Annotated in this window: 19 protein-coding genes and 3 pseudogenes; 10 read left to right on the forward strand and 12 right to left on the reverse strand. The window is 59.1% G+C overall.

Annotation, left to right across the window (positions count from 1 at the left end; genetic code table 11):
- Positions 1 to 142 (forward strand): annotated as a pseudogene (locus tag FS320_RS24160) (ATP-binding protein); the annotation flags it as partial.
- A 45-nt stretch (positions 143 to 187) separates the two neighbouring features.
- On the opposite strand, the gene FS320_RS24165 reads toward FS320_RS24160, so the two are convergent.
- From FS320_RS24165 to FS320_RS24180, 4 genes are all read right to left on the reverse strand, one after another.
- Complete coding sequence (locus FS320_RS24165; RefSeq protein WP_152714474.1) at positions 188 to 526, reverse strand: hypothetical protein; 339 nt, start codon at positions 524 to 526, stop codon at positions 188 to 190.
- 323 nt (positions 527 to 849) lie between these two features.
- A complete protein-coding gene (locus FS320_RS24170; protein WP_152714475.1) occupies positions 850 to 1,071 on the reverse strand; it encodes a hypothetical protein in 222 nt (73 codons plus the stop codon).
- A gap of 159 nt (positions 1,072 to 1,230) precedes the next feature.
- A complete protein-coding gene (locus FS320_RS24175; protein ID WP_152714476.1) occupies positions 1,231 to 1,485 on the reverse strand; it encodes a hypothetical protein in 255 nt (84 codons plus the stop codon).
- Positions 1,486 to 1,494: 9 nt separating this feature from the next.
- A complete protein-coding gene (locus tag FS320_RS24180; protein ID WP_152714477.1) occupies positions 1,495 to 1,839 on the reverse strand; it encodes a hypothetical protein in 345 nt (114 codons plus the stop codon).
- 252 nt (positions 1,840 to 2,091) lie between these two features.
- On the opposite strand from FS320_RS24180, the gene FS320_RS24185 reads away from it, so the two are divergent.
- The gene (locus tag FS320_RS24185; RefSeq protein ID WP_152714478.1) at positions 2,092 to 2,631 is read left to right on the forward strand and encodes a hypothetical protein; all 540 of its coding nucleotides are present in this window, start codon (positions 2,092 to 2,094) and stop codon (positions 2,629 to 2,631) included.
- Between the two features lie 162 nt (positions 2,632 to 2,793).
- Here FS320_RS24185 and FS320_RS24190 read toward each other — a convergent pair whose 3' ends face one another.
- The gene (locus tag FS320_RS24190) at positions 2,794 to 3,048 is read right to left on the reverse strand and encodes a hypothetical protein (protein ID WP_152714479.1); all 255 of its coding nucleotides are present in this window, start codon (positions 3,046 to 3,048) and stop codon (positions 2,794 to 2,796) included.
- 1,006 nt (positions 3,049 to 4,054) lie between these two features.
- Here FS320_RS24190 and FS320_RS50855 point away from each other — a divergent pair.
- Positions 4,055 to 4,291, forward strand: a complete 237-nt coding sequence (locus FS320_RS50855; RefSeq protein WP_420846766.1) for a DUF6894 family protein — start codon at positions 4,055 to 4,057, stop codon at positions 4,289 to 4,291.
- Positions 4,292 to 4,462: 171 nt separating this feature from the next.
- Here the strand turns inward: FS320_RS50855 and FS320_RS50860 are convergent.
- The 3 genes and pseudogenes from FS320_RS50860 to FS320_RS24205 form a co-directional block, all read right to left on the reverse strand.
- A pseudogene (locus FS320_RS50860) lies at positions 4,463 to 4,576 on the reverse strand (helix-turn-helix domain-containing protein); the annotation flags it as partial.
- Between the two features lie 129 nt (positions 4,577 to 4,705).
- A complete protein-coding gene (locus tag FS320_RS24200) occupies positions 4,706 to 4,939 on the reverse strand; it encodes a hypothetical protein (protein WP_152714489.1) in 234 nt (77 codons plus the stop codon).
- Between the two features lie 200 nt (positions 4,940 to 5,139).
- The gene (locus FS320_RS24205) at positions 5,140 to 5,373 is read right to left on the reverse strand and encodes a helix-turn-helix domain-containing protein (protein WP_152714480.1); all 234 of its coding nucleotides are present in this window, start codon (positions 5,371 to 5,373) and stop codon (positions 5,140 to 5,142) included.
- A gap of 494 nt (positions 5,374 to 5,867) precedes the next feature.
- On the opposite strand from FS320_RS24205, the gene recA reads away from it, so the two are divergent.
- Both recA and FS320_RS50270 read left to right on the forward strand, forming a co-directional pair.
- Positions 5,868 to 6,905 carry a recombinase RecA gene (gene recA, locus FS320_RS24210; RefSeq protein WP_280178283.1) on the forward strand — a complete coding sequence of 346 codons (1,038 nt, stop codon included), beginning with the start codon at positions 5,868 to 5,870 and terminating at the stop codon, positions 6,903 to 6,905.
- Positions 6,906 to 7,355: 450 nt separating this feature from the next.
- Positions 7,356 to 8,033: pseudogene (locus tag FS320_RS50270) on the forward strand (IS6 family transposase).
- A 121-nt stretch (positions 8,034 to 8,154) separates the two neighbouring features.
- Here the strand turns inward: FS320_RS50270 and FS320_RS24220 are convergent.
- The gene (locus FS320_RS24220) at positions 8,155 to 10,107 is read right to left on the reverse strand and encodes an ABC transporter ATP-binding protein/permease (protein ID WP_162003205.1); all 1,953 of its coding nucleotides are present in this window, start codon (positions 10,105 to 10,107) and stop codon (positions 8,155 to 8,157) included.
- Positions 10,108 to 10,457: 350 nt separating this feature from the next.
- Between FS320_RS24220 and FS320_RS24225 the strand changes: the two genes are divergently transcribed.
- Positions 10,458 to 11,141, forward strand: a complete 684-nt coding sequence (locus tag FS320_RS24225; protein WP_152714483.1) for a PRC-barrel domain-containing protein — start codon at positions 10,458 to 10,460, stop codon at positions 11,139 to 11,141.
- A 626-nt stretch (positions 11,142 to 11,767) separates the two neighbouring features.
- Here FS320_RS24225 and FS320_RS24230 read toward each other — a convergent pair.
- The 3 genes from FS320_RS24230 to FS320_RS24240 are packed head-to-tail and all read right to left on the reverse strand — an operon-like array spanning position 11,768 to position 14,793.
- A complete protein-coding gene (locus FS320_RS24230) occupies positions 11,768 to 12,409 on the reverse strand; it encodes a ThuA domain-containing protein (protein ID WP_152714484.1) in 642 nt (213 codons plus the stop codon).
- A gap of 29 nt (positions 12,410 to 12,438) precedes the next feature.
- Positions 12,439 to 13,536 (reverse strand): Gfo/Idh/MocA family protein, encoded by a 1,098-nt coding sequence (locus FS320_RS24235; protein ID WP_152714485.1) that lies wholly within the window; start codon positions 13,534 to 13,536, stop codon positions 12,439 to 12,441.
- Positions 13,537 to 13,566: 30 nt separating this feature from the next.
- The gene (locus FS320_RS24240) at positions 13,567 to 14,793 is read right to left on the reverse strand and encodes an ROK family transcriptional regulator (RefSeq protein WP_152714490.1); all 1,227 of its coding nucleotides are present in this window, start codon (positions 14,791 to 14,793) and stop codon (positions 13,567 to 13,569) included.
- A gap of 218 nt (positions 14,794 to 15,011) precedes the next feature.
- Here FS320_RS24240 and FS320_RS24245 point away from each other — a divergent pair, with 218 nt between their 5' ends.
- The 4 genes from FS320_RS24245 to FS320_RS24260 all read left to right on the forward strand — a co-directional run.
- Entirely contained in the window at positions 15,012 to 16,283 is a 1,272-nt protein-coding gene (locus FS320_RS24245) for an ABC transporter substrate-binding protein (RefSeq protein ID WP_152714486.1), read from the forward strand.
- A gap of 155 nt (positions 16,284 to 16,438) precedes the next feature.
- Positions 16,439 to 17,287: a carbohydrate ABC transporter permease gene (locus FS320_RS24250; protein WP_244627334.1), complete on the forward strand. Its 849-nt coding sequence runs from the start codon at positions 16,439 to 16,441 to the stop codon at positions 17,285 to 17,287.
- Complete coding sequence (locus tag FS320_RS24255; RefSeq protein ID WP_152714487.1) at positions 17,280 to 18,131, forward strand: carbohydrate ABC transporter permease; 852 nt, start codon at positions 17,280 to 17,282, stop codon at positions 18,129 to 18,131. The genes FS320_RS24250 and FS320_RS24255 overlap by 8 nt, the downstream gene beginning before the upstream one ends.
- Positions 18,132 to 18,183: 52 nt before the next feature.
- On the forward strand, positions 18,184 to 18,383 hold a 200-nt coding region (locus FS320_RS24260; protein ID WP_152714488.1), incomplete at its 3' end, for an ATP-binding cassette domain-containing protein.

The raw sequence follows: 18,383 nt of genomic DNA on the forward strand, positions 1-18,383 counted from the left end.
GAACAAGAGCATCCGGGAGTGGACCGAGCTGCTGGCCGGCGACGAGGTGCTGGCCACGGCCATCCTCGACCGCCTGCTGCACCGAGCGCATGTTCTCAACATCAAGGGGCGCAGCTATCGCCTGCGGGATCTGGAGGAGGCTCTCCAGCGGGCTCACGCTTGAGCCGTCGTAAAACTGGATGTCGCCTTATCTCGTAAATCTCGGTGTCGCTTGACAGTAGGTTTCAGCATCATCGGCACGAACCTCCATGAGGTGAGCTTTGTGGCGTTCGGTCCAAAGAGGGTGGCCCACAACGGAGCCGGCCTTTTTCTCCGCGAGCCAAGCCTTGACCCTGACATTGGCGGCTTCAACGGTGACGCGGTTATCGTAGATACGCTGCTCAACACGGTCGAGACGGCTCTCAAGGACTTCTTGTGAGATGTCAAAAGTCGCCACGCCGTTCGACTTGAGTGCCTCAAGACGGCGATCGATTCCGTGAAGCTTGATGCGCAGCTCGTCACAAAGGCGGCCCATCCGTTCGCTCATTCAAGTCTCCTGTGAGCTCGTTCCATCGTGGTCAAGACAAGAGTGAGTTGGATCCATTACTGGACCGCCACTCCTGGCTGAACTGGCTGACAATCCCGGTGCTAAAAACCCTGGCTCCTGCCCCAGCGGCTCGAGCCTCCGTCACGGCGGCATTGATGGCCGCAACACGGGAGTTATACTCCCCACGGTGTTTGCCATCTACCCGGATGCGCCAGGCGCCATGATGTCGAACGACATATATGTCGGTTGTCATTGACTGATCTCCACTGGCCAACTGCTCGGGTCAAAAGGCCTCGCGAGCCGATTCAAACTGGCCGACGAGGTTAGAACTGCTTGCCTGCCATCCAGCCTTGAACGTCGGTTCTGACGGTCTCATAGGGCGGGTTGTAGCGCACCTTTACCAGCGTAATCAGCTGCTCCTCATTCTTGATCTCTGACAGATCCAAGGTGGTGCGACAGCTCCACTGCCGCTTTGCGTCGATGCGATACCCTGTCTTGCGGGTGACGGTCTCATCGCTTTCGCCGCCTCTAAAGCCAAACATCATAGCCTCGATTGTTGGGACAGGTCTCGTCGTGCGGTGACCGGCTCAAGCCATTTGCATTAGCACCGGCACTAACCAGCGGATGTGTTGGTGCTTATTGGCTGTCCCTGAGAGAGTTCCGTTGACGACGCCTTTAGCCGCAAAAGCGGTTGATCGCTGACCTCAGGCGGGCGGCGTCTCCTGGTGGGCTGCCGCCAATTCTTGAGGATCGACCCTGATGGCCTGTACCGAGCCGTGGTTTCCCTGATGGAGTGGCAGGTAAATGGTGGTTGCAATTCGCCGGTAGACGAGAAACGACAGCCCCTCAATCAGTTCCTCGTCAATGTCGACCGCGTAGGTGCCGGCAGGCTGCAGCTTGTCCACGGCCGTCAGTGAGAAGGGGTGATCGAAGGTGATGCTCTCTCGGGCCGTGCGCATGAGGTGCTACTAAGCGGCGATCTTGTCGGCGCAATCTTTGGCAACCTGGCTGTTGCCTTCCGCGGTGCCGGGCATGGTCGCCCACCCATTCTTCAGGACGAGATCGCCCCTGTTCCATGACGAGGCGGTCTTGATGGCAGCAACACGCTCAGCAAGCTGCGGATCGCGCTTGGATTGATCAACGCAGATCAGGGATAATGTCGTGACTACCTCGGCTTTCGATTGATCGGCCGCCATCGTGCGAGCTGTGCCGCCGGTGACCCAACCACCCCAGGAAAACCCGATGACGGCGAGCGCGACAGCGCCACAGGCGGCGCCATGGAGGCCAGGCTTCAGCCACGCAGGGGTTTGCATGATGTTTTCCTTGGGGCCGCAAAAGAAATAAACTTCTGTCAATAAGATCAACATATCACGACGGACCAATTTAACTCAGACTTATATTTGCTCCGGGCTCTATTTAATTGGTTTATGGCTCCCCATATCTAAAAAAATGACGAGCGCGAGTCTGCAACTGCAGGAGCGGCTCATTACTGCCCAGGCAGCGAAACTTGGTTTGCCCCACGCCTGATGCTCTCAATGGAGAAGCTCTGCAGTGAGGAGATTGCCATGACATTCCTGATCCAGTTCAAAAGGTTTCGACGCGGTGTGCCAGAGGTCATCGGAACCCTGCCCATCGCCGCTGCTGACGGTGCCGCAGCCTTGGCCTTTGCCCGGAGCCTTGCCGGAATGAGACGCTGGCCATCCCGGACCGATGCTCTGCGTGTGATGGACGATGGCGGCCGCATACTGCTCGATTGGACCGTGCCGGTAGCGACTGCGCAGCCGCTCACCTCCTCACCCACCCTGGTTCCGGCGAAGTCCACCGGGAAGGAACTGCGCCGAGCGTCTCTAATTGCGATGGAGCAGCCAGAAGAGAGCCCATCAGCGCCCGGCCTGGGCCGCCACCGTTTTGCCGTGGGACAGTCGGTCTCCTACGCAGAGGATGGTCAGCCTGAGATCTGGAAAGGCGGCTATGAGATCGTCAGGCTCGATGATCCGCATCACGGGCCACGATACGCGATCAGAAGCGCAGATCAGTCGTATGACAGGATCGTCCATGAGTACGAGCTCCGCGAGGACCTGGGTGCCCGCGGTCGCGGTCGCTGAGTTTGCATTTCCGGTTCGCCTCCAGACCGGTCAAGAACAGTCGATTGATAGCGGCTATGCACTCCCGGAAGCCAGCCCTTCACAATAAGACCGACGTGGTGGCCGGCTTGGGGCAACGAAGTGGACCCGGACCTCCGCGCTTCATGATCTTTATCGTGCCGCTTAGCGGAATGTGCCCACCTTTGCAGAACCCTGGCTCGTGAGGAGGACGATGTTGTCTGGTCCGCGCTCGATCCAGTGGCAGTTACCGGCATACTCAAGGCCAAGCTCGAAATTCTCGCTTTGTTGTCCCAAGCTCATGGTCCACCAGTGACGAAGGGTTTGAATAGCGACCCCTTGCCCCTGGGTCTTGCCCAGCCCACGGACGAGGTGGCGAACAATATGGAGCGCAATGCTCTCAGTGGGGACGTAGCTCATGATCAATGCCTTGTCGCTTTGTATCGATTGTATGGCGTCAGCGCTGTCTTTGCGCACTCTGGAGGACGGCTAGGTATTGCGGCGTCTCGGTTGCAATTGGGAAATCAGGTCATACAAGTCTGCAGTGGCGGCAATGTGCCCCTCGACAGCTCGCAATACCTCAGTCCCATCACGGCCAACTCTACCTGTGCTCCTCCTTCGGTGGAGCGATTAGCATTCTCGTAGACGCTGCTCCGCGCCCTGGCGCATTGATGGGCCAGTCTCGAAGTGCCTGTGGCGAGGGCAGTGAATGGGTAAAGCGCTTGTCGAGCAGATGACGAAGCTCTGGAGCCGTTAAGTCCATGATGTTTGCGTTGCGCCAACGGCGGCAGTAGCTTTTCTTCCGGGTGAGAAAACCCCAGAAGCTGTTTGCGTCGTATTCGACCCATAACCGCAAGCGGCCGGTCATCGTTCTACGGAAGTCAAAGCGTCCAGTGAGAGACATGGGATTCTCCTTAGAACCCTAAGTGACATAAGGACTTCGACAGCTTTGAAGATCTCCGTTTGACGGAAAACCTAGAGACAAGTCCGAACCGGAATGGATCAAGTGGTGCAATGAGGTCCAACAATGAGCCCGTGAGGGAGTTCATCCGTGCCGACTTTCCGGGGCTCGCCCATCGCCATCGCGGAGCGGCCACAATAGGCTCCTCCTATTCTGCAGAAAGTGCAAGATTTACTGAGAGCACTGCTCTGAATAATCGGCTTCTCCATTCGGATGCGGAGCGTGTTGTATCACTCAGGTCCTAATCCCTGCCAGGAGGCACTGCTAAACTCTCTGCCCTGACCCGCCGGTTCATGCCTGCGAGTCCCCGGCCAAGACGATCCTGTGCTTCTTTGCCCCTCCGGGGATCTTGAGCCCAAGGATCCTGTTACTGGGTCCCTGGAATGACGCAGCTTCACGCGTGCGATTGATCCATGTGAATGTATTCCCCTCTTAGGCACAGTACCCTTGGGATGGAGGTGTCCGATGCCTCGCTACCACTTCAACGTCGTGCTAGGTGACAAACTCATCGGTGATCAGGTCGGGCAGACCTGCCCTGATCTCGAAGCCGCCCATCACAGAGCCTCCAGTATCGCCCGAGAGATGCTCGGGAGCCCGCGAGTCTATGGGGTGCAATGGAGCGAGGCCGTGTTTTACATCGTGGTAGACGGGCAAGAGATTGCCACGATGCCATTCTCCGAGAGCGCGAAGCATCTTCGATAGCTGCCGTATTAGAATGATCCGGCCAAAGCGCTTTCCAGCGAAATAGAGCGGGCAGATCGGCGCCGGGTAGCAGGCGTTGATAGATTCGCCGGATCCTCCTGTAGCATTCATCTCCTCGAAGCCGGCCCGGTCGGTCACGGTGATACCCCCGCGGCTCTGCTGGATCAGCGCCGCCGTCTGGAGGGTTCGGGTCACCACACTTACCGTGGAACGCTTGACCCCCAGCATTTCGCCCAGAAACTTGTGGGTAAGCGGCAAGACGTCCTGTCCAGCCCAGTCATGCATAGCGAGGATCCCCGGCAGACCTAAACGGTCCGAGCCACGCAACCTCACTCCTACGCGATGGAGAGTCTCAGCAAGTCAAATGCGTGGATGTGACAAAGCCGGCCTCACTATCAGCCCTGTCGCACCACGTCATTCGTCATCGCTGGAAAGCTGACACTCTCCCTTCATGTAGTTGGCGATGCCTGACATCACGCTGTCGAGCGAGGGGAAGCTGGTAGTGGCCATCTTGAACAGCCCGGAGTTGCGATCTGCATTGATGACGAAGAACGATGGCGACGTTTCGGTGATTGTTCCAAGGGGGCGCCCGAGCCTGTCGCTCAACGTCCAGGTGCCTGGTTTGACCTTCGCAGGCGTCACGACCATATCCACGGCAGCTTCTCCGTCAATACAGCATAATACAACTTGTCCTGCGCTGAGAAAGCGGCTGTCAAGTGATGTTCCGGAAGAGTCTGCTCTGCTGTTCTCAAAGCACCCCGACATCCTCAGCCTATGAGAACTCAGCAACAGCTCTCCTGCTCCTTGCAAAGAGCTCGCCAATTAGAATGAATTAGAATGGTGGGGTCTTAGATCAGCTGATCTGGGGGCACTTTGAGGATTGTTGAGAGGCTTTCAAGCATCTCCTCCTCGATATCCTTGTTACCTTCTTCGATTGCTTCGATGTCCTCCTTAGGAATGCCGCTCTTTGCGGCGAGGTCATCGCGCGAGATGTTCCTCCATCGGCGATAAGCCATCAGGGCAGGCTCGCCGCCTGCGAGCGCATAGGTAACATCCATCGGGACGCGGAAGACATCAACCATCGTCGCCTCCTCCAGAATCCCAGCTTAACACAGAACGAGCGGCCCAGGTGGTGGAGATGTCATAGCAACTGAGGGAGTTCGCAGTGATACTCGCTCCCGCAAGTTCAGGGAGCCATGCAGCGTGAGCCCAAGCGGATGGCGGTATTTGTCAATACGTGGCTGAGGCCGGACGGCTGATGTGCCCGGCACACCGCTCGAGCTCACAAAGAGATCGGCTTCGATGCTTGTTCTCGGATATGGGGTAATCCTCCATCATACGAATTAATCTTGATGCGGAATCAAACAAAAAGCCTTCATCTCAGATGTTTCAGAACGGAGAGAGGCTCTGCCATGACCGCCACAGAATGTGGAATCACTGGTTTCCTGATGCAGATGAAAGCTTAACCGTAATCAGTGCTCATAACTTTTCTTAGTTCACGCTTCGTTCTGGTGTTTGGAATTCATATCAGGTAGAGTCAATACTCAGAAATTACAGAGGCGGAGCCGTGATGAGCATGGATAAGAACAGGGCGATCGACACAGCGGTGGCCCAGATCGAGCGTGCCTTTGGCAAGGGTTCAATCATGCGCCTGGGCGGCAGCCAGGTCGTCGAGGTGGAGACGATTTCGACCGGTTCTCTCGGGCTCGATATCGCTCTGGGTGTGGGCGGCCTTCCGAGAGGACGGGTTGTCGAGGTTTACGGACCGGAATCGTCAGGCAAGACGACGCTGGCCCTCCAGACCGTTGCCGAGGCCCAGAAGGCGGGTGGCGTCTGCGGTTTCATCGATGCGGAGCATGCCCTTGATCCAGCCTATGCGCGAAAGCTGGGGGTCAACCTCGATGATCTCCTGATCTCTCAGCCTGACAATGGCGAGCAGGCGCTTGAGATTGCCGATACTTTGATCCGCTCGGGCTCTGTCGATGTGTTGGTCATCGACTCGGTTGCGGCTCTGACGCCGAAGGCTGAGATTGAAGGCGAGATGGGTGAGAGCCGTCCTGGTCTTCAGGCCCGCCTCATGAGCCAGGCCCTGCGCAAGCTCACCGGTTCGATCAGCCGCACCAAGACGATGGTGATCTTCATCAACCAGATCCGCATGAAGATCGGCGTCATGTACGGCTCGCCGGAGACGACGACGGGCGGCAACGCACTCAAGTTCTACGCCTCCGTGCGCCTCGATATCCGCCGGACCTCGACCCTGAAAGACCGGGATGAGCCGATCGGCAACCAGGTGCGGGTGAAAGTGGTCAAGAACAAGGTTGCTCCACCTTTCAAGCAGGTTGAGTTTGACATCATGTTCGGCGAGGGTATCTCCAAGATGGGTGAGCTGATCGACCTTGGGGTGAAGGCCAACGTGGTCGAGAAGTCGGGCGCTTGGTTCTCCTATGACAGCCAGCGCCTCGGCCAAGGTCGTGAAAACGCCAAGACCTTCCTGAAGGACAATCCCGAGATCGCGGCCGAGATCGAAGGCAAGATCCGCCAGAATGCCGGTCTGCTGATGGATTCGTTGCAGGCCAACGATACAGCCGATGCTCCGGCTGATGATGCGGCATGAATCTGAACCAGGAACGCCGGTCCTGAGAGACCGGCGTTTTGCATTGTTAGCCCGCATAGGCCATCATGATGAGTTCGAGCTGGCGCCACGATAGGTAGCAGGCGCGTATGCCGGTAGTCTCCCGTCATTGCCCTGTGTTCGAACGCTCCTCCGGAAGGTGACGTTCAACCGGCGCTTTGTGAGGTGTTTACGAGCAACAAGACGCAGATCATCGCCTTCGACAATGTGCGGAAGGCTGGTGCGATGCGGAGCACCGTGTAAATCGCAATGCGTGATTGCTTACAGTTCCGGCGGGGATACCATTTGTCGGATTGACGCAGCGATCGTTTCACCCGCTTGATCAAAATGGATCCCTCGCAGGCGCTCAGGCGTCCTCGCTACCCTATGGAGGGCTCCGTTGCATTAACCTTGGCGGCATAAGGAGGAGCAGCCAGTCGAGGAGCCGTCCTGTTGTCGATCTTCAAGCGCCGTCGCTTTCCGGTTGAGATCATCCTGTTGTGCGTGCAGTGGTACTGCAAGACGGGATCAGCTACCGCGATTTGGCCGAGATGATGCAGGAACGTGGGGTCGAGGTGGACCCATCCACGATCTTCCGCTGGGTCCAGAGGTATGCGCCGGAGCTTGAGAAACGGGTTCGCCGCTACCAGGGGCATAGGCCTGGCTCTTGGCGCGTCGACGAGACCTATGTGCGGGTTGGCGGCAAATGGAAGTATCTCTTTCGTGCGGGCGACAAGCACGGACAGCTGATCGACTTCATGCTGTCAGACCGCCGCAACACCAAAGCAGCCTATCGCTTCCTGCGCAAAGCCCTGAGGACGATGAGCGACTACCCACCATCGTCCATCACGACCGCCAAACTGGCGTCGTATCCCAAGGCAATCCAGCGCCTGCAGAAGGAAGGCCTGCTGTCGAAAAAAGTTGAGCACCGGACATCGAAATTATTTGAATAGCATCATTGAGGCCGACCATGGAGCACTCAAGCGCGTCATCCGGCCGACCCGCGGCTTCCAGAGGATGGCAACAGCCTCCGCCACCATCAAAGGCTTCGAGGTGATGCGGATGATCCGCCGCGGCCATTGCGACCTGAGTGACCCATTCGACTGGGTTCGTTTGCCCTTTTCAAGTTAATGCAACAAAGCCCAGGTCGAAACGCTTGTCCGTGTTCCGATGCCTGACGAGCAAGAACCGCAGAAACTCCCGATGGCGATGCCGCCTCATGCAGGCGCCCAGGACCGTTCCGGTCGCCAAATCATTTGGAATTTGCTCTGCTTCGCCTCATCCGCAGCCGGCGAAGCCATCTCGGAAGATCGCGCGACTGAGGGTGAGGCTTGGCCATCAGAACCGCTCCCTCTCTTGTCTTGCGGATATGTAGCGTGCGTGAGTGAAACTCTTCTACCCCGGGGCGATGCCCGATAGAGAGAACTGAAGCGCCGGCCAGTTCATTGTCGAACAGGGAGAGCATGGATTCCTGGTTCTCGTCATCGAGCGCTGAGGTTGCCTCGTCCATGAACACCCAGCGCGGTTTGTGAAGGATCACCCGGGCGAAAGCCACGCGCTGCTGCTGTCCCAGCGACAAGGACTGATCCCAACGCTTCGTCTCGTTCAACGATCCGAGAAAGTCACTGAGGCCACAGCGCTCCAGCGCGGCCTGAACGATGCGGTTCTCGAACGCATCTGAAGCGGCTGGATAGCACAAGGCAGACCGCAGAGTGCCGAGCGGCAGGTAGGGGCGCTGAGGCAAGAACATCATCTCCTTCGGAACAGGCGTCAGGATCCGACCGGATCCCCACGGCCACAGGCCGGCAATGGCGCGAAAGAGGGTGCTCTTTCCTGAACCGGACACACCTACGATCAGAACACGCTCGCCGGTCCGGATCTCGGCGGTGGCATCCTCGATGATGATGCTTCCATCGCTCAGTGCGATCGAAAGATTGTCAAAGCTCAGCCAGCCTTTGGAATGAGGTGCAATCGTGATTTGTCTGTTGGTCTCGGCGATGCAATCCAAATCGAAGGCGGCCTGCCGGAATGTGGTAACCCGCAGGAGGGCGGAGCGCCAATCAGCGATCTTTGGGAAGTTGTCGACGAAGTAGCGGAGCGACCCCTGGACCTGATTGAATGCACCGACGACCATCATCATCTCGCCAAAGCTCAGGCGCCCAGTGAAATAGCCTGGGGCTGCCGCGAGGATCGGCACCACAATGGCGAGCCAACCGTAGCCCGACGTGATCCATGTCAGCCGGGCCAGTGCGCCAGAAAGACGCCGGGTCGACAAAAGGACCGCGTCGAGGAAACTGTTAAGGTTGCGACGCTCATCTGGTTCTCCGGAGTAGAGAGCAACACTTTCGGCGCTTTCACTCACTCGAACGATGGCGAACCGCAGATCCGCCTCTCGGGCATATCGTTCGGTGTTGAGGCGGATGAGGGGTCGACCCACGAGCCACGTCAATCCTGACCCGATGCCTGCGTAAGCGACGGCGACCCACACCATATAGCCTGGGATCACGAACTCACGTCCCTCGAGCTCGAAACTGGCATAGGACGAGAGTGTCCACAGAACGCCCAGGAAACTGACGAGCAGAAGAAGCGCCTGGAGCATGCCGACGCCGAGCTCGGTGGTAAACTCCGAGAACAGTCGGCAATCTTCCTGAAGGCGTTGATCGGCTTGGGAACCCGCGGGACCAACGTGGCCAAGCTGGTAAGCCCGAGCAGGCTGGAGCCAGACGTCGAACAGAGTATGGGTCAGGCGCTCCCTCAGGCGGATCTTGAGCCTCGCCTGAAGCCAGGTCTGTGCCACGACCAGTGCCAACAAGCCGGCGATGATGATGAGAAAGACAACGAGCTGGTTCAGAAACACCACAGAGTTTCGCTTCTCGACGGCATCGAAAAATGCGCCGTTCCACTCGTTCAGCCGAACCTGCCCGAACACATTGCCGATCAGCACTAAGACAATGGCCAAGACAAGTCGGACGACGGGCCAGCCTGTTCGCCCTCGCGACATCTCGCGAAGTATACGGTAGAGATCCTTGGCAAGGCCGCCTTCGCGTTGAGGTTTTTCCGCCTCCGCACTCAACACGTGCCGGGTCGCTCGCTCGACAGCTTCGGCCGTCTCAATCGGCTGGCTGAGATCGGCCTCTTGCTCGACGCCGGTCGTGGCGGCGGGAAGAGAGCTATGGCGGCCTGACAGGCCGTGTGGTTCCTGCATGCATCTGTCGTGGCACCTCGTGCTGCCCGCTCCTATATCTGAAGCCTGCATGCCGCAGGCTGGGGTCTGCGTGTGCACGCGAGAGCACCGGGATTGCCTGCGGCCACGCAAAGCACAGCCTTGCCGCCTATATGAGCTTTTTCAAGGTCGGGCCGAGCTGCCGGAAGCCATTAGCAGGTTTCAGGCAGCATGAGATCCTGATGTTCATGCCACCAAAACGTAATATCTATCATGGACATTAGCTGGGACGGCTGACGTCCCCATCTCGCCAGGCCCAAAATATCTCTCTCTGTGACGATGGCGCGACGTTGATCGCCTCACAAGAGCAATAGCTGAAGCGCATTGTATCCATGGGCTACCGAGTGCAGAATGATGCCACGCCAAACGGAGAAGAACGCATGTCTATGCCTCAGGTAGGCGCTTGGCTCGTGGCCTCTATGATAGTGGCTGGACATGCGGCTGCGCAGACCTCCTCGACGCCACCGCTCTCGACGGGCGGCGCTTCTACTGCAGATTCAGCAACGAAAGGCTCAATCTTCCTGGAGTACCGCCAGCCGGACCAGTTTCGCTCAACCAACCTGCGGGGGACCCGCGTTTATGGAGCAAACAACGAGAACATCGGGGAGATCAATGATGTCCTGATCAATCGCAGTGGGCAGGTGGTGGCAGTGATTATCGGCGTTGGCGGCTTCTTGGGCATCGGTGAGAAGGACGTCGCCGTTCCAATGTCCATGCTGCTCTTCCAACCTGGCGCCGCCGCGGCCAATCCGCCGGAAGCCGGATCAACCGACTCGACGTTAAAGCAATCTCCAGCAGCCCCGAATGCTCAACCTGGAACGACAGCTGCATCTCCTCCGGCGACCAGCGCAGCTGCACGGCATGATAACGGGATTCCAGATCGTCTCATTCTGAAGATGACCAAGGAACAACTCCAGAATGCCCCGACCTTTCGAGACCAGGTCAGTGACAGGCCTTTGAGCGAAGAGAGTTCAGGTCCGACTGCTCCTGCTCCACCAGCCGATCAAAGACCCTGAATGAGGCTAAGCAGCCAACCGATGGTTTGACGGGACACTATCGGGATATTTCGAACGCGATTGTCTTGTGATCTTGGCAAGTTCATGAATTGCAGTGCAAAATGTTTGCTCATTCGCATTTCAAGAAGCAATCGCTTCAATGCTCTGTGGATGACGCGGCCTCCGATCCAACTCGCAACACAGACTGATCAGTGTCAGGCGTCATCGTTCAGCCGTGGAAGACAGTGCGTTGTGCTTTGATGTCGTATGTACGACAACGACAAAAGCAGCCTGTTCTAACACGCCACTCGTCCCGCCTGGAAGCGAGCTAAGCCGCCCCACACTTTCTCATGCTCTCCCGAAGATTTGAGCGGTGGACGCGGCGGCAGGTTCTTGAGCCAGGCGATCTCGTCCTTCAAGACCTGGGCAGTGAGCTGCCTGGTGGGCATTCACGACAGCAGGAGAGGGAAGGGCAGGTCAGGAGCGAAAAGCGGACCTTCACACGTTCAAGCTGAAGGGCAGTCCGTGACCCACAGCGGAAATTCCGGGGTTTCCTTAGCGAAATGCTTGGCACGCCGAGAGCCGGCCCGGATGTCGTGAGTTCATGCCGGCCCTAAACGCTATCTGATTTCCTCTGAGCGCGGCATTTAACGCGCAGCCCAGAGCATGCCGCGCCTGAGGATGGTGCGCATCTCAGGAACGTCGAACTCCTTCGCCACATGCCCGAGGGAGCTGTAGAAGACCCGTCCCTCGCCATAGCGGCGCTTCCACACCACCGGCATAACCACATCCTTGGTCCAGTAGGCATGCTCGCCCGAGAACGTCGTTGTGGCCAAGATCTCGTTCGAAGGATCGACGTGCATGTAGTACTGCTCGGAATGGTAATCGAAGTCCCGGATCCCCTCCATGACTGGATCGTCCGGTCGGGTGACGTTCACGCGGTAGTCGATGATGTTACCGGGATGAGCGACCCACTGGCCGCCGCACATGAACTGGTACTCGACGGACTCGCGGAAAGCGTCGCACATACCACCGTGGTAGCCGGCAAGACCGACACCGCCACGGATGGCCGCCGTGAGATTACTCAGCTCCTCCTTCTCGATCTTCGACATGGTATAGATAGGAACCACCAAGCTCATGTCGGACAACCCGGGGTCGGCAAATGCCTCGGTCGAATTCTCGACGTAGACCTTGAAGCCTTCTTCCTCCAGCATGCCGGCGATGGTGGAGGCGCACTGCTCCGGCTCGTGCCCACTCCAGCCGCCCCATACAATCAGTGCCTCGCGCATTGTCTTACCTCCCGCTTTTCCCTTGGTTTCTAGTCCAGCGCCCCGAACTGAAGCGTCGTCGGCACCATGGCCGGCCGCTCAGGTCGCGACTCGATGGTGACGTGGGTTCCTCGATCCGAGGACGTCTGGAAGGCTTCCATGACCTCGAGCGCATGAAAGGCGAGCTCGCCCGATGCGCGGTGAGGACGTCCGGACCGGATGGCATGGGCCATGTCGGCGACGCCAATGATCCGGTAGTTCCCGCTCGCATACGGATGCTCGGTGGGCTGCTCCGTCCAATCCTTTGCCGCGGTGGCGAGCTCGATGGCGCCGAAGAAGCGGTTGGGATCCGGAACGCTCAGGCTGCCCGCCGTCCCGTACAGCTCAATCGGTCTGTGGCGGTGCCGGGGCACATCGAAGCTCATGACGATGGAGACGACCGCTCCGGAGACGAACTCAAGCGTCCCCGCGACGTGCGTTGCCACCTCGACCGGGATCATCGTGCCCTTCAACGGTTCGCTCGTGATCTCCCGTTCGGACCTGGCATGAGACGTAATGCCCGCCACCCTGGCAACAGGGCCAATCAGGTTCACAAGAGCCGTGATGTAGTAAGGACCCATGTCCAGCATCGGCCCGCCACCTTTGGCGTAGTAGAAAGCCGGATTGGGATGCCAGCGCTCATGACCGGGGCACATGAAGAATGCGCTGCCCGCCAGAGGACGGCCGATCGCTCCCTCGTCGATGAGCTTGCGGCAGGTTTGGTGCGATCCACCAAGGAACGTATCAGGCGCACAGCCGACGCGTAGCCCACGCTCCTTGGCCATCTGGAGGAGCGAACGCGCCTCGCCGGTTGTGAGACCGAGGGGCTTTTCCGAATGAACGTGCTTGCCGGCTGTAAGGGCCCTCAGGCCGACCTCCACGTGGGCGGCAGGGATCGTCAGATTGACCACGATCTGGATCGACGGATCGGCAAGCACCTCGTCAACCGAAATTGCGCGCAGCCCAAACTGGGAGGCCCGTGCCTCGGCCGCCTCCGGCCTAATGTCGGCGATCCCCTTGATGTCGAGGATCGGAAACTTTGACGCGGCCTTGAGATAGGCCTCGCTGATATTCCCGCATCCGATGATGCCGATGCCCAAGCGTTCCATGTTCACTCCCTTGTATGATTGAGATTGGCGTTAGCGCTTCTTGGCTGGTCCGGTCGTTCCCCAGGAGGCACCGTAGAGATCGCGCAGGGTCAAGGCGGCGGCGCCACGGGCCCAGGTGTCGTCGCTGGACTCGTGGACCACGATCTCGGTGACACCGGAGATGGTTTCGGGCGTTGCGGCCTGGACCGCATCACGCAACGGCTTGAGGAGGAGATCTCCCGCCTGGAGGGCTGCCCCGGCGAGGATGACCTTCGGCGGCGCGAACAGCGTGATCAGGTTTGCGATCGCAATCCCCAGGGCGCGCCCGGCCTCCTCGAAAATCCTCGAGATTCCCCCGTTGCCCGCCTGAGCGAGCGAAACCGCGTGCTCTATGCCACGCGTCCCGCGAAGGAGCTTCTCCTGCGGCGTTCCACGGGCAAGATCGGCCGCTACCGACAGGATCGCGGTGGTCGACGCGATCCCGGAAAGGCGCCCCGGGCGGGACCCGTTCCCGATGCTGCCGTTTGGCGACACGATCAGGTCCCCCAGGTCCGGGCTGAGACCGTTCGCCCCACGGAAGAGCTCTCCGCCATGAATGATGCCAAGCCCGATCGTGTGCTCGATGGAGACGACCAGGAAGTCGCTGAGGTCCCGGCCGTGACCGAACCATTGCTCGGCGAGGGTAATCAAGTTGACGTCACTCTCGACCGTCGTCGGCACCTTCAGCCGGCCCTGGAGGTCGAGGCCAAGCTTGAGATCGCGCTCGGAGAAGATCGGGCTATAACGGCAGATGCCGGAGGCGCGCTCGACGATTCCCGGCACGCCGAGGCAGAGGCTGTTGATGTCCTCAACCTGCAAGCCCGCCGCCTCGATGCAGGAGCGAACGCCGTCCTCCACGAGATCCAGAATGACCGAGGCGGGTTGGCGGTCGACCCTGATCGGGATCGACACCGTGCCGAGGACGTCTGCCTGGAAGTTGGTGACCGAGATGGTGATCTTGTTAGGAGCGAGCTTCGCGCCGCAGACCGAGGCTGCAGCCGGGTTGAGCTCGAGCATGATGCGCGGCCGTCCGCGCACTTGGTCAGGGGCAGGAGCAACCTGGCGCGGGATGATCAGGCCGTCCTCGAGGAGGGCTGCCGTGATCGCCGAGACGGTGGTGGGACTGAGCTCCGTCCGCTCCGAGATCTCGACACGGGAGATCGTGCCGGAGCGGCGGATGGCGTCCATGACGACAAAGCGATTGATCGCCCGCATCAACTCGGGATCGGCAGTCTTCATCGCGGCACCGTCCGCCGGCATGGGCGACCCTTTTTAATGCGGATGTCGTATTTATTGTCGAGTGGCTCCGACCTGTCAATGATTGGTGTGGGATCAAAAGCCGAGAAAGCCTGAGAGAAACCGCTTGACAGCCCCCTGGATGCCGTCCACGTTTTAATACGCTACCCAAAATAAAAGGGCGAAAAGCCCTGGCAGAGGAAACACTGAGGAGAACAGCAATGAGCTACAAAAAGCTGATGCTTGCGGCTGCCTGCGCGATCACTGCCTCATGCAGCGGAATGACAGCGGCACTCGCCGACGTGACCGTCAGGATGCTGCATGTCGAGCAGAGTCCACAGGTTGCCGGATTCTGGAACGACATCGCCCGGCGCTACGAGGCCTCCCATCCGGGCGTGAAGGTGGACGTTCAATACCTGGAAAACGAGGCCTACAAGAAGAAGCTGACCACGCTCCTGCAATCGTCGGATCGGCCGAACATCATCTACAGTTGGGCAGGCGGCGTCCTGCGCGATCAAGTGAAGGCGGGAGTCATCGAGGACTTGACCCCTGTCATGGATGCTCCCTGGAAGGCTCGCTTCGTTCCGGCCGCGGTGCAAGCCTACACCGTCAATGACAAGGTCTATGGCGTGCCGATGCATACGGCACAGGTGGGCTTCTTCTACAACAAGGATCTTTTCGCGAAGGCGGGTGTGGACGCATCCTCGATCAAGACCTGGGATGACCTGCTCGGTGCGGTGAAGAAGTTACAGGCTGCCGGGATCACGCCAATCATCACGGGCGGAGCCGACAAATGGCCGGTTCACTTCTATTGGTCGCATCTTGCGATCAGGATTGGCGGCAAGGAGGCATTCGAAGCCGCCCTTCGCGGCGAGGGCAAGGGCTTTGCCGACACGACCTTCGTTCAGGCAGGCGAAGTGTTCAAGCAATTGGTGGACCTCAAGCCGTTCCAGGCCGGCTTCCTCGGAGCGACCTATCCTCAATCGGCAGGCCAGTTCGGCGACGGCAAGGGCGCGATGATGCTCATGCTGAACAATCTCCTCAATACCATGAAAGCCAACTCGGCAGACAAGGTGGGCATTCCCGAAGACAAGCTCGGTTGGTTTCCCTTCCCGACTGTTGCAGGTGGTAAGGGTGATCCGAGCGATACCCTTGGTGGTTTGAACGGTTGGCTGGTGACGAAAGGATCACCGAAGGAAGCCTCGGACTTTCTGAAATTCTTCTCAGAAGCGGAAAACCAGCGTCAGGCGGCCGAGCGCGGTTTCTACATCCCGGTTGTCATCGGCACCCAGGATGCAATCAAGCACCCGATTCTGCGCCAGGTTGCGGAGAATGTATCCAAGTCGAAGTACCACCAGCTCTATTATGACCAGATGCTTGGCCCATCGGTTGGCGCCGTGGTCAATGACATCTCGGCCGATCTCGCCGCCGGACGCATGAAACCGACGGAAGCGGCTGAGGCCGTGCAACAGGCCTGGGAACTCGCCCAGTAAAATGGCCCAAACCCGGAAGAGCGGCCCCGGCCGCTCTTCCCTGCCGACGGTCCAGGGAGGGAATGATGGCTACGAGTGTCACGGGTGGGACGGTGAGGGCTGTCTTCCAAGCACCCTCATGGTTGCATGCGTCCTCGACACGTATTGGCGGGTCAATGGCCATCGTGCTGCTATTCCTGCCGCCGGCGCTGTTCCTCTTCACCCTCTTCGTCGCGCTGCCGATGGGGGAGGCCGCCTGGTACAGCTTCTACAACTGGAACGGGTATGGAGCGCCAACCGACTTCGTCGGATGGCGCAATTTCGAGCTCCTGTTCGCAAACCGTGCGTTTCGCATCGCGCTGACGAACAACCTGCTCATCATCGCGGTGTCGCTGGCGATCCAGCTCCCGCTCGCCTTGGGAATGGCCATCCTCTTGGCTGACCGCGTGCGGGGCACGGCAACCTTCCGGCTTATCTTCTTCCTGCCCTACATCCTTGCGGAGATCGCCGCAGGTCTCATCTGGCGCTTCGTCTATGACGGCGAGTATGGCCTTCTCGCGAAGCTGTGGGAACTGTTCGGGGCCACGCCGCCTCACGTGCTCGCCGAACCGGATATCGCCATCTATGCCGTCATGGTGGTCGTGATCTGGAAGTACTTCGGCTTCCACATGATGCTGTACATCGCAGGCCTCCAGCAGATCGACCGCAGCCTGTACGAGGCCGCGCATATCGACGGCGCGACGGGCTGGCAGATCTTCCGGCGCATCACGGTGCCGCTCCTCGGGTCGACGATCCGCCTCTCCGTCTTCTTTGCCATCCTCGGATCGATCCAGCTCTTTGACCTCATCATGCCGCTGACCAAGGGTGGCCCCTCGGACAGCACCCAGACAATGGTGACCTACCTCTACACCTACGGCGTCACCCGGATGAGGATCGGCTTCGGCAGCGCGGTTGGGGTTGTTCTGTTCCTGATCTGCGTCGTGTTCGCCTTCGGCTACAAACGGGTTCTCATGCGCCATGACTAGCTCCGTCGCCCGCTACGATACGCCGGTCACCATCGCTCCGGTCCTTCGCTACGCCATTCTCTTTGTCGTTGCCGGGGGTGTGTTGATCCCCTTGCTGACCACGGCCCTGGGCGGGTTCAAGTCGCTCGGCGACCTGAGGGTCAATCCATTCGGGTTGCCCAGCCAATGGGAATGGATGAACTACTGGGAGATCCTGGCCAGCGGTCGTTACTGGCAGTTGATGTGGAATTCCCTGATCATTGCGGTCCTCACGGTAATCCTGACCGTTTCCGCTTCCGCGATGGCGGCCTTCGTGTTCGTGCATGTCCGCTTTTTCGGCGCGACTTTCCTCCTGAACTACCTTCTCCTTGGGTTGATGTTCCCGGCGGCTACCGCGATCCTGCCGCTCTTCATCAAGATCCGTGATCTGGGTCTTCTCGACACCTACTGGGGTGTGGTGCTCCCACAGGTCGCATTCGGTCTGGCGATGAGCATCCTGCTGTTCCGCAACTCCTTCCGGCAGATGCCGAAGGACCTCTTCGAGGCTGCCGTGATCGACGGCTGCGGCTACTTCCGGTTCTTCTGGCATGTGATCCTGCCGTTATCGCGCCCGATCCTCGCGACGGTGGCTGTCATCGTCTTCGTCCACAGTTGGAACAACTACCTTCTCCCGCTGGTCGTGCTGAACCGCGATACGTTCTATCCGTGGCCCCTCGGGATCATGGTCTATCAGGGCGAGTACTCCACGGACTGGCACCTCATCCTGGCGTTCATCACGCTGACGATCCTGCCGGCGATCATCATGTTCTTCGCGGCACAAAAGCATATCGTGGCCGGACTGATGGCAGGGTCGGTCAAAGGGTGAGGATATCTCAGGCTCGTCGCGTCAACAGACATAACCAGGGAAAGACTTTGATATGGCGTCTGTCGAAATCCGGAGTGTGAAGAAGTCGTATGGGTCAGCGCAAGTGATCCACGGTGTCTCAATCAACATCCAGGACGGGGAATTCGTCATCCTCGTCGGGCCGTCGGGATGCGGCAAATCCACCCTCCTGCGCATGATCGCAGGGCTGGAGAACATCTCCGGCGGCGAGCTCCGGATCGGGCCGCGGGTGGT

The organism is Microvirga tunisiensis, from assembly GCF_009296175.1.
GTDB classification, from domain to species: Bacteria; Pseudomonadota; Alphaproteobacteria; order Rhizobiales; family Beijerinckiaceae; genus Microvirga; species Microvirga tunisiensis.

What these genes read in the sequence shown, in the direction of transcription:
- FS320_RS24165 (WP_152714474.1), bottom strand. Translation starts at nt 526, where the DNA reads ATGAGCGAACGGATGGGCCGCCTTTGTGACGAGCTGCGCATCAAGCTT.
- FS320_RS24170 (WP_152714475.1), bottom strand. Translation starts at nt 1,071, where the DNA reads ATGATGTTTGGCTTTAGAGGCGGCGAAAGCGATGAGACCGTCACCCGC.
- FS320_RS24175 (WP_152714476.1), bottom strand. Translation starts at nt 1,485, where the DNA reads ATGCGCACGGCCCGAGAGAGCATCACCTTCGATCACCCCTTCTCACTG.
- FS320_RS24180 (WP_152714477.1), bottom strand. Translation starts at nt 1,839, where the DNA reads ATGCAAACCCCTGCGTGGCTGAAGCCTGGCCTCCATGGCGCCGCCTGT.
- FS320_RS24185 (WP_152714478.1), top strand. Translation starts at nt 2,092, where the DNA reads ATGACATTCCTGATCCAGTTCAAAAGGTTTCGACGCGGTGTGCCAGAG.
- FS320_RS24190 (WP_152714479.1), bottom strand. Translation starts at nt 3,048, where the DNA reads ATGAGCTACGTCCCCACTGAGAGCATTGCGCTCCATATTGTTCGCCAC.
- FS320_RS50855 (WP_420846766.1), top strand. Translation starts at nt 4,055, where the DNA reads ATGCCTCGCTACCACTTCAACGTCGTGCTAGGTGACAAACTCATCGGT.
- FS320_RS24200 (WP_152714489.1), bottom strand. Translation starts at nt 4,939, where the DNA reads ATGGTCGTGACGCCTGCGAAGGTCAAACCAGGCACCTGGACGTTGAGC.
- FS320_RS24205 (WP_152714480.1), bottom strand. Translation starts at nt 5,373, where the DNA reads ATGGTTGATGTCTTCCGCGTCCCGATGGATGTTACCTATGCGCTCGCA.
- recA (WP_280178283.1), top strand. Translation starts at nt 5,868, where the DNA reads ATGGATAAGAACAGGGCGATCGACACAGCGGTGGCCCAGATCGAGCGT.
- FS320_RS24220 (WP_162003205.1), bottom strand. Translation starts at nt 10,107, where the DNA reads ATGCAGGAACCACACGGCCTGTCAGGCCGCCATAGCTCTCTTCCCGCC.
- FS320_RS24225 (WP_152714483.1), top strand. Translation starts at nt 10,458, where the DNA reads ATGGGCTACCGAGTGCAGAATGATGCCACGCCAAACGGAGAAGAACGC.
- FS320_RS24230 (WP_152714484.1), bottom strand. Translation starts at nt 12,409, where the DNA reads ATGCGCGAGGCACTGATTGTATGGGGCGGCTGGAGTGGGCACGAGCCG.
- FS320_RS24235 (WP_152714485.1), bottom strand. Translation starts at nt 13,536, where the DNA reads ATGGAACGCTTGGGCATCGGCATCATCGGATGCGGGAATATCAGCGAG.
- FS320_RS24240 (WP_152714490.1), bottom strand. Translation starts at nt 14,793, where the DNA reads ATGAAGACTGCCGATCCCGAGTTGATGCGGGCGATCAATCGCTTTGTC.
- FS320_RS24245 (WP_152714486.1), top strand. Translation starts at nt 15,012, where the DNA reads ATGAGCTACAAAAAGCTGATGCTTGCGGCTGCCTGCGCGATCACTGCC.
- FS320_RS24250 (WP_244627334.1), top strand. Translation starts at nt 16,439, where the DNA reads ATGGCCATCGTGCTGCTATTCCTGCCGCCGGCGCTGTTCCTCTTCACC.
- FS320_RS24255 (WP_152714487.1), top strand. Translation starts at nt 17,280, where the DNA reads ATGACTAGCTCCGTCGCCCGCTACGATACGCCGGTCACCATCGCTCCG.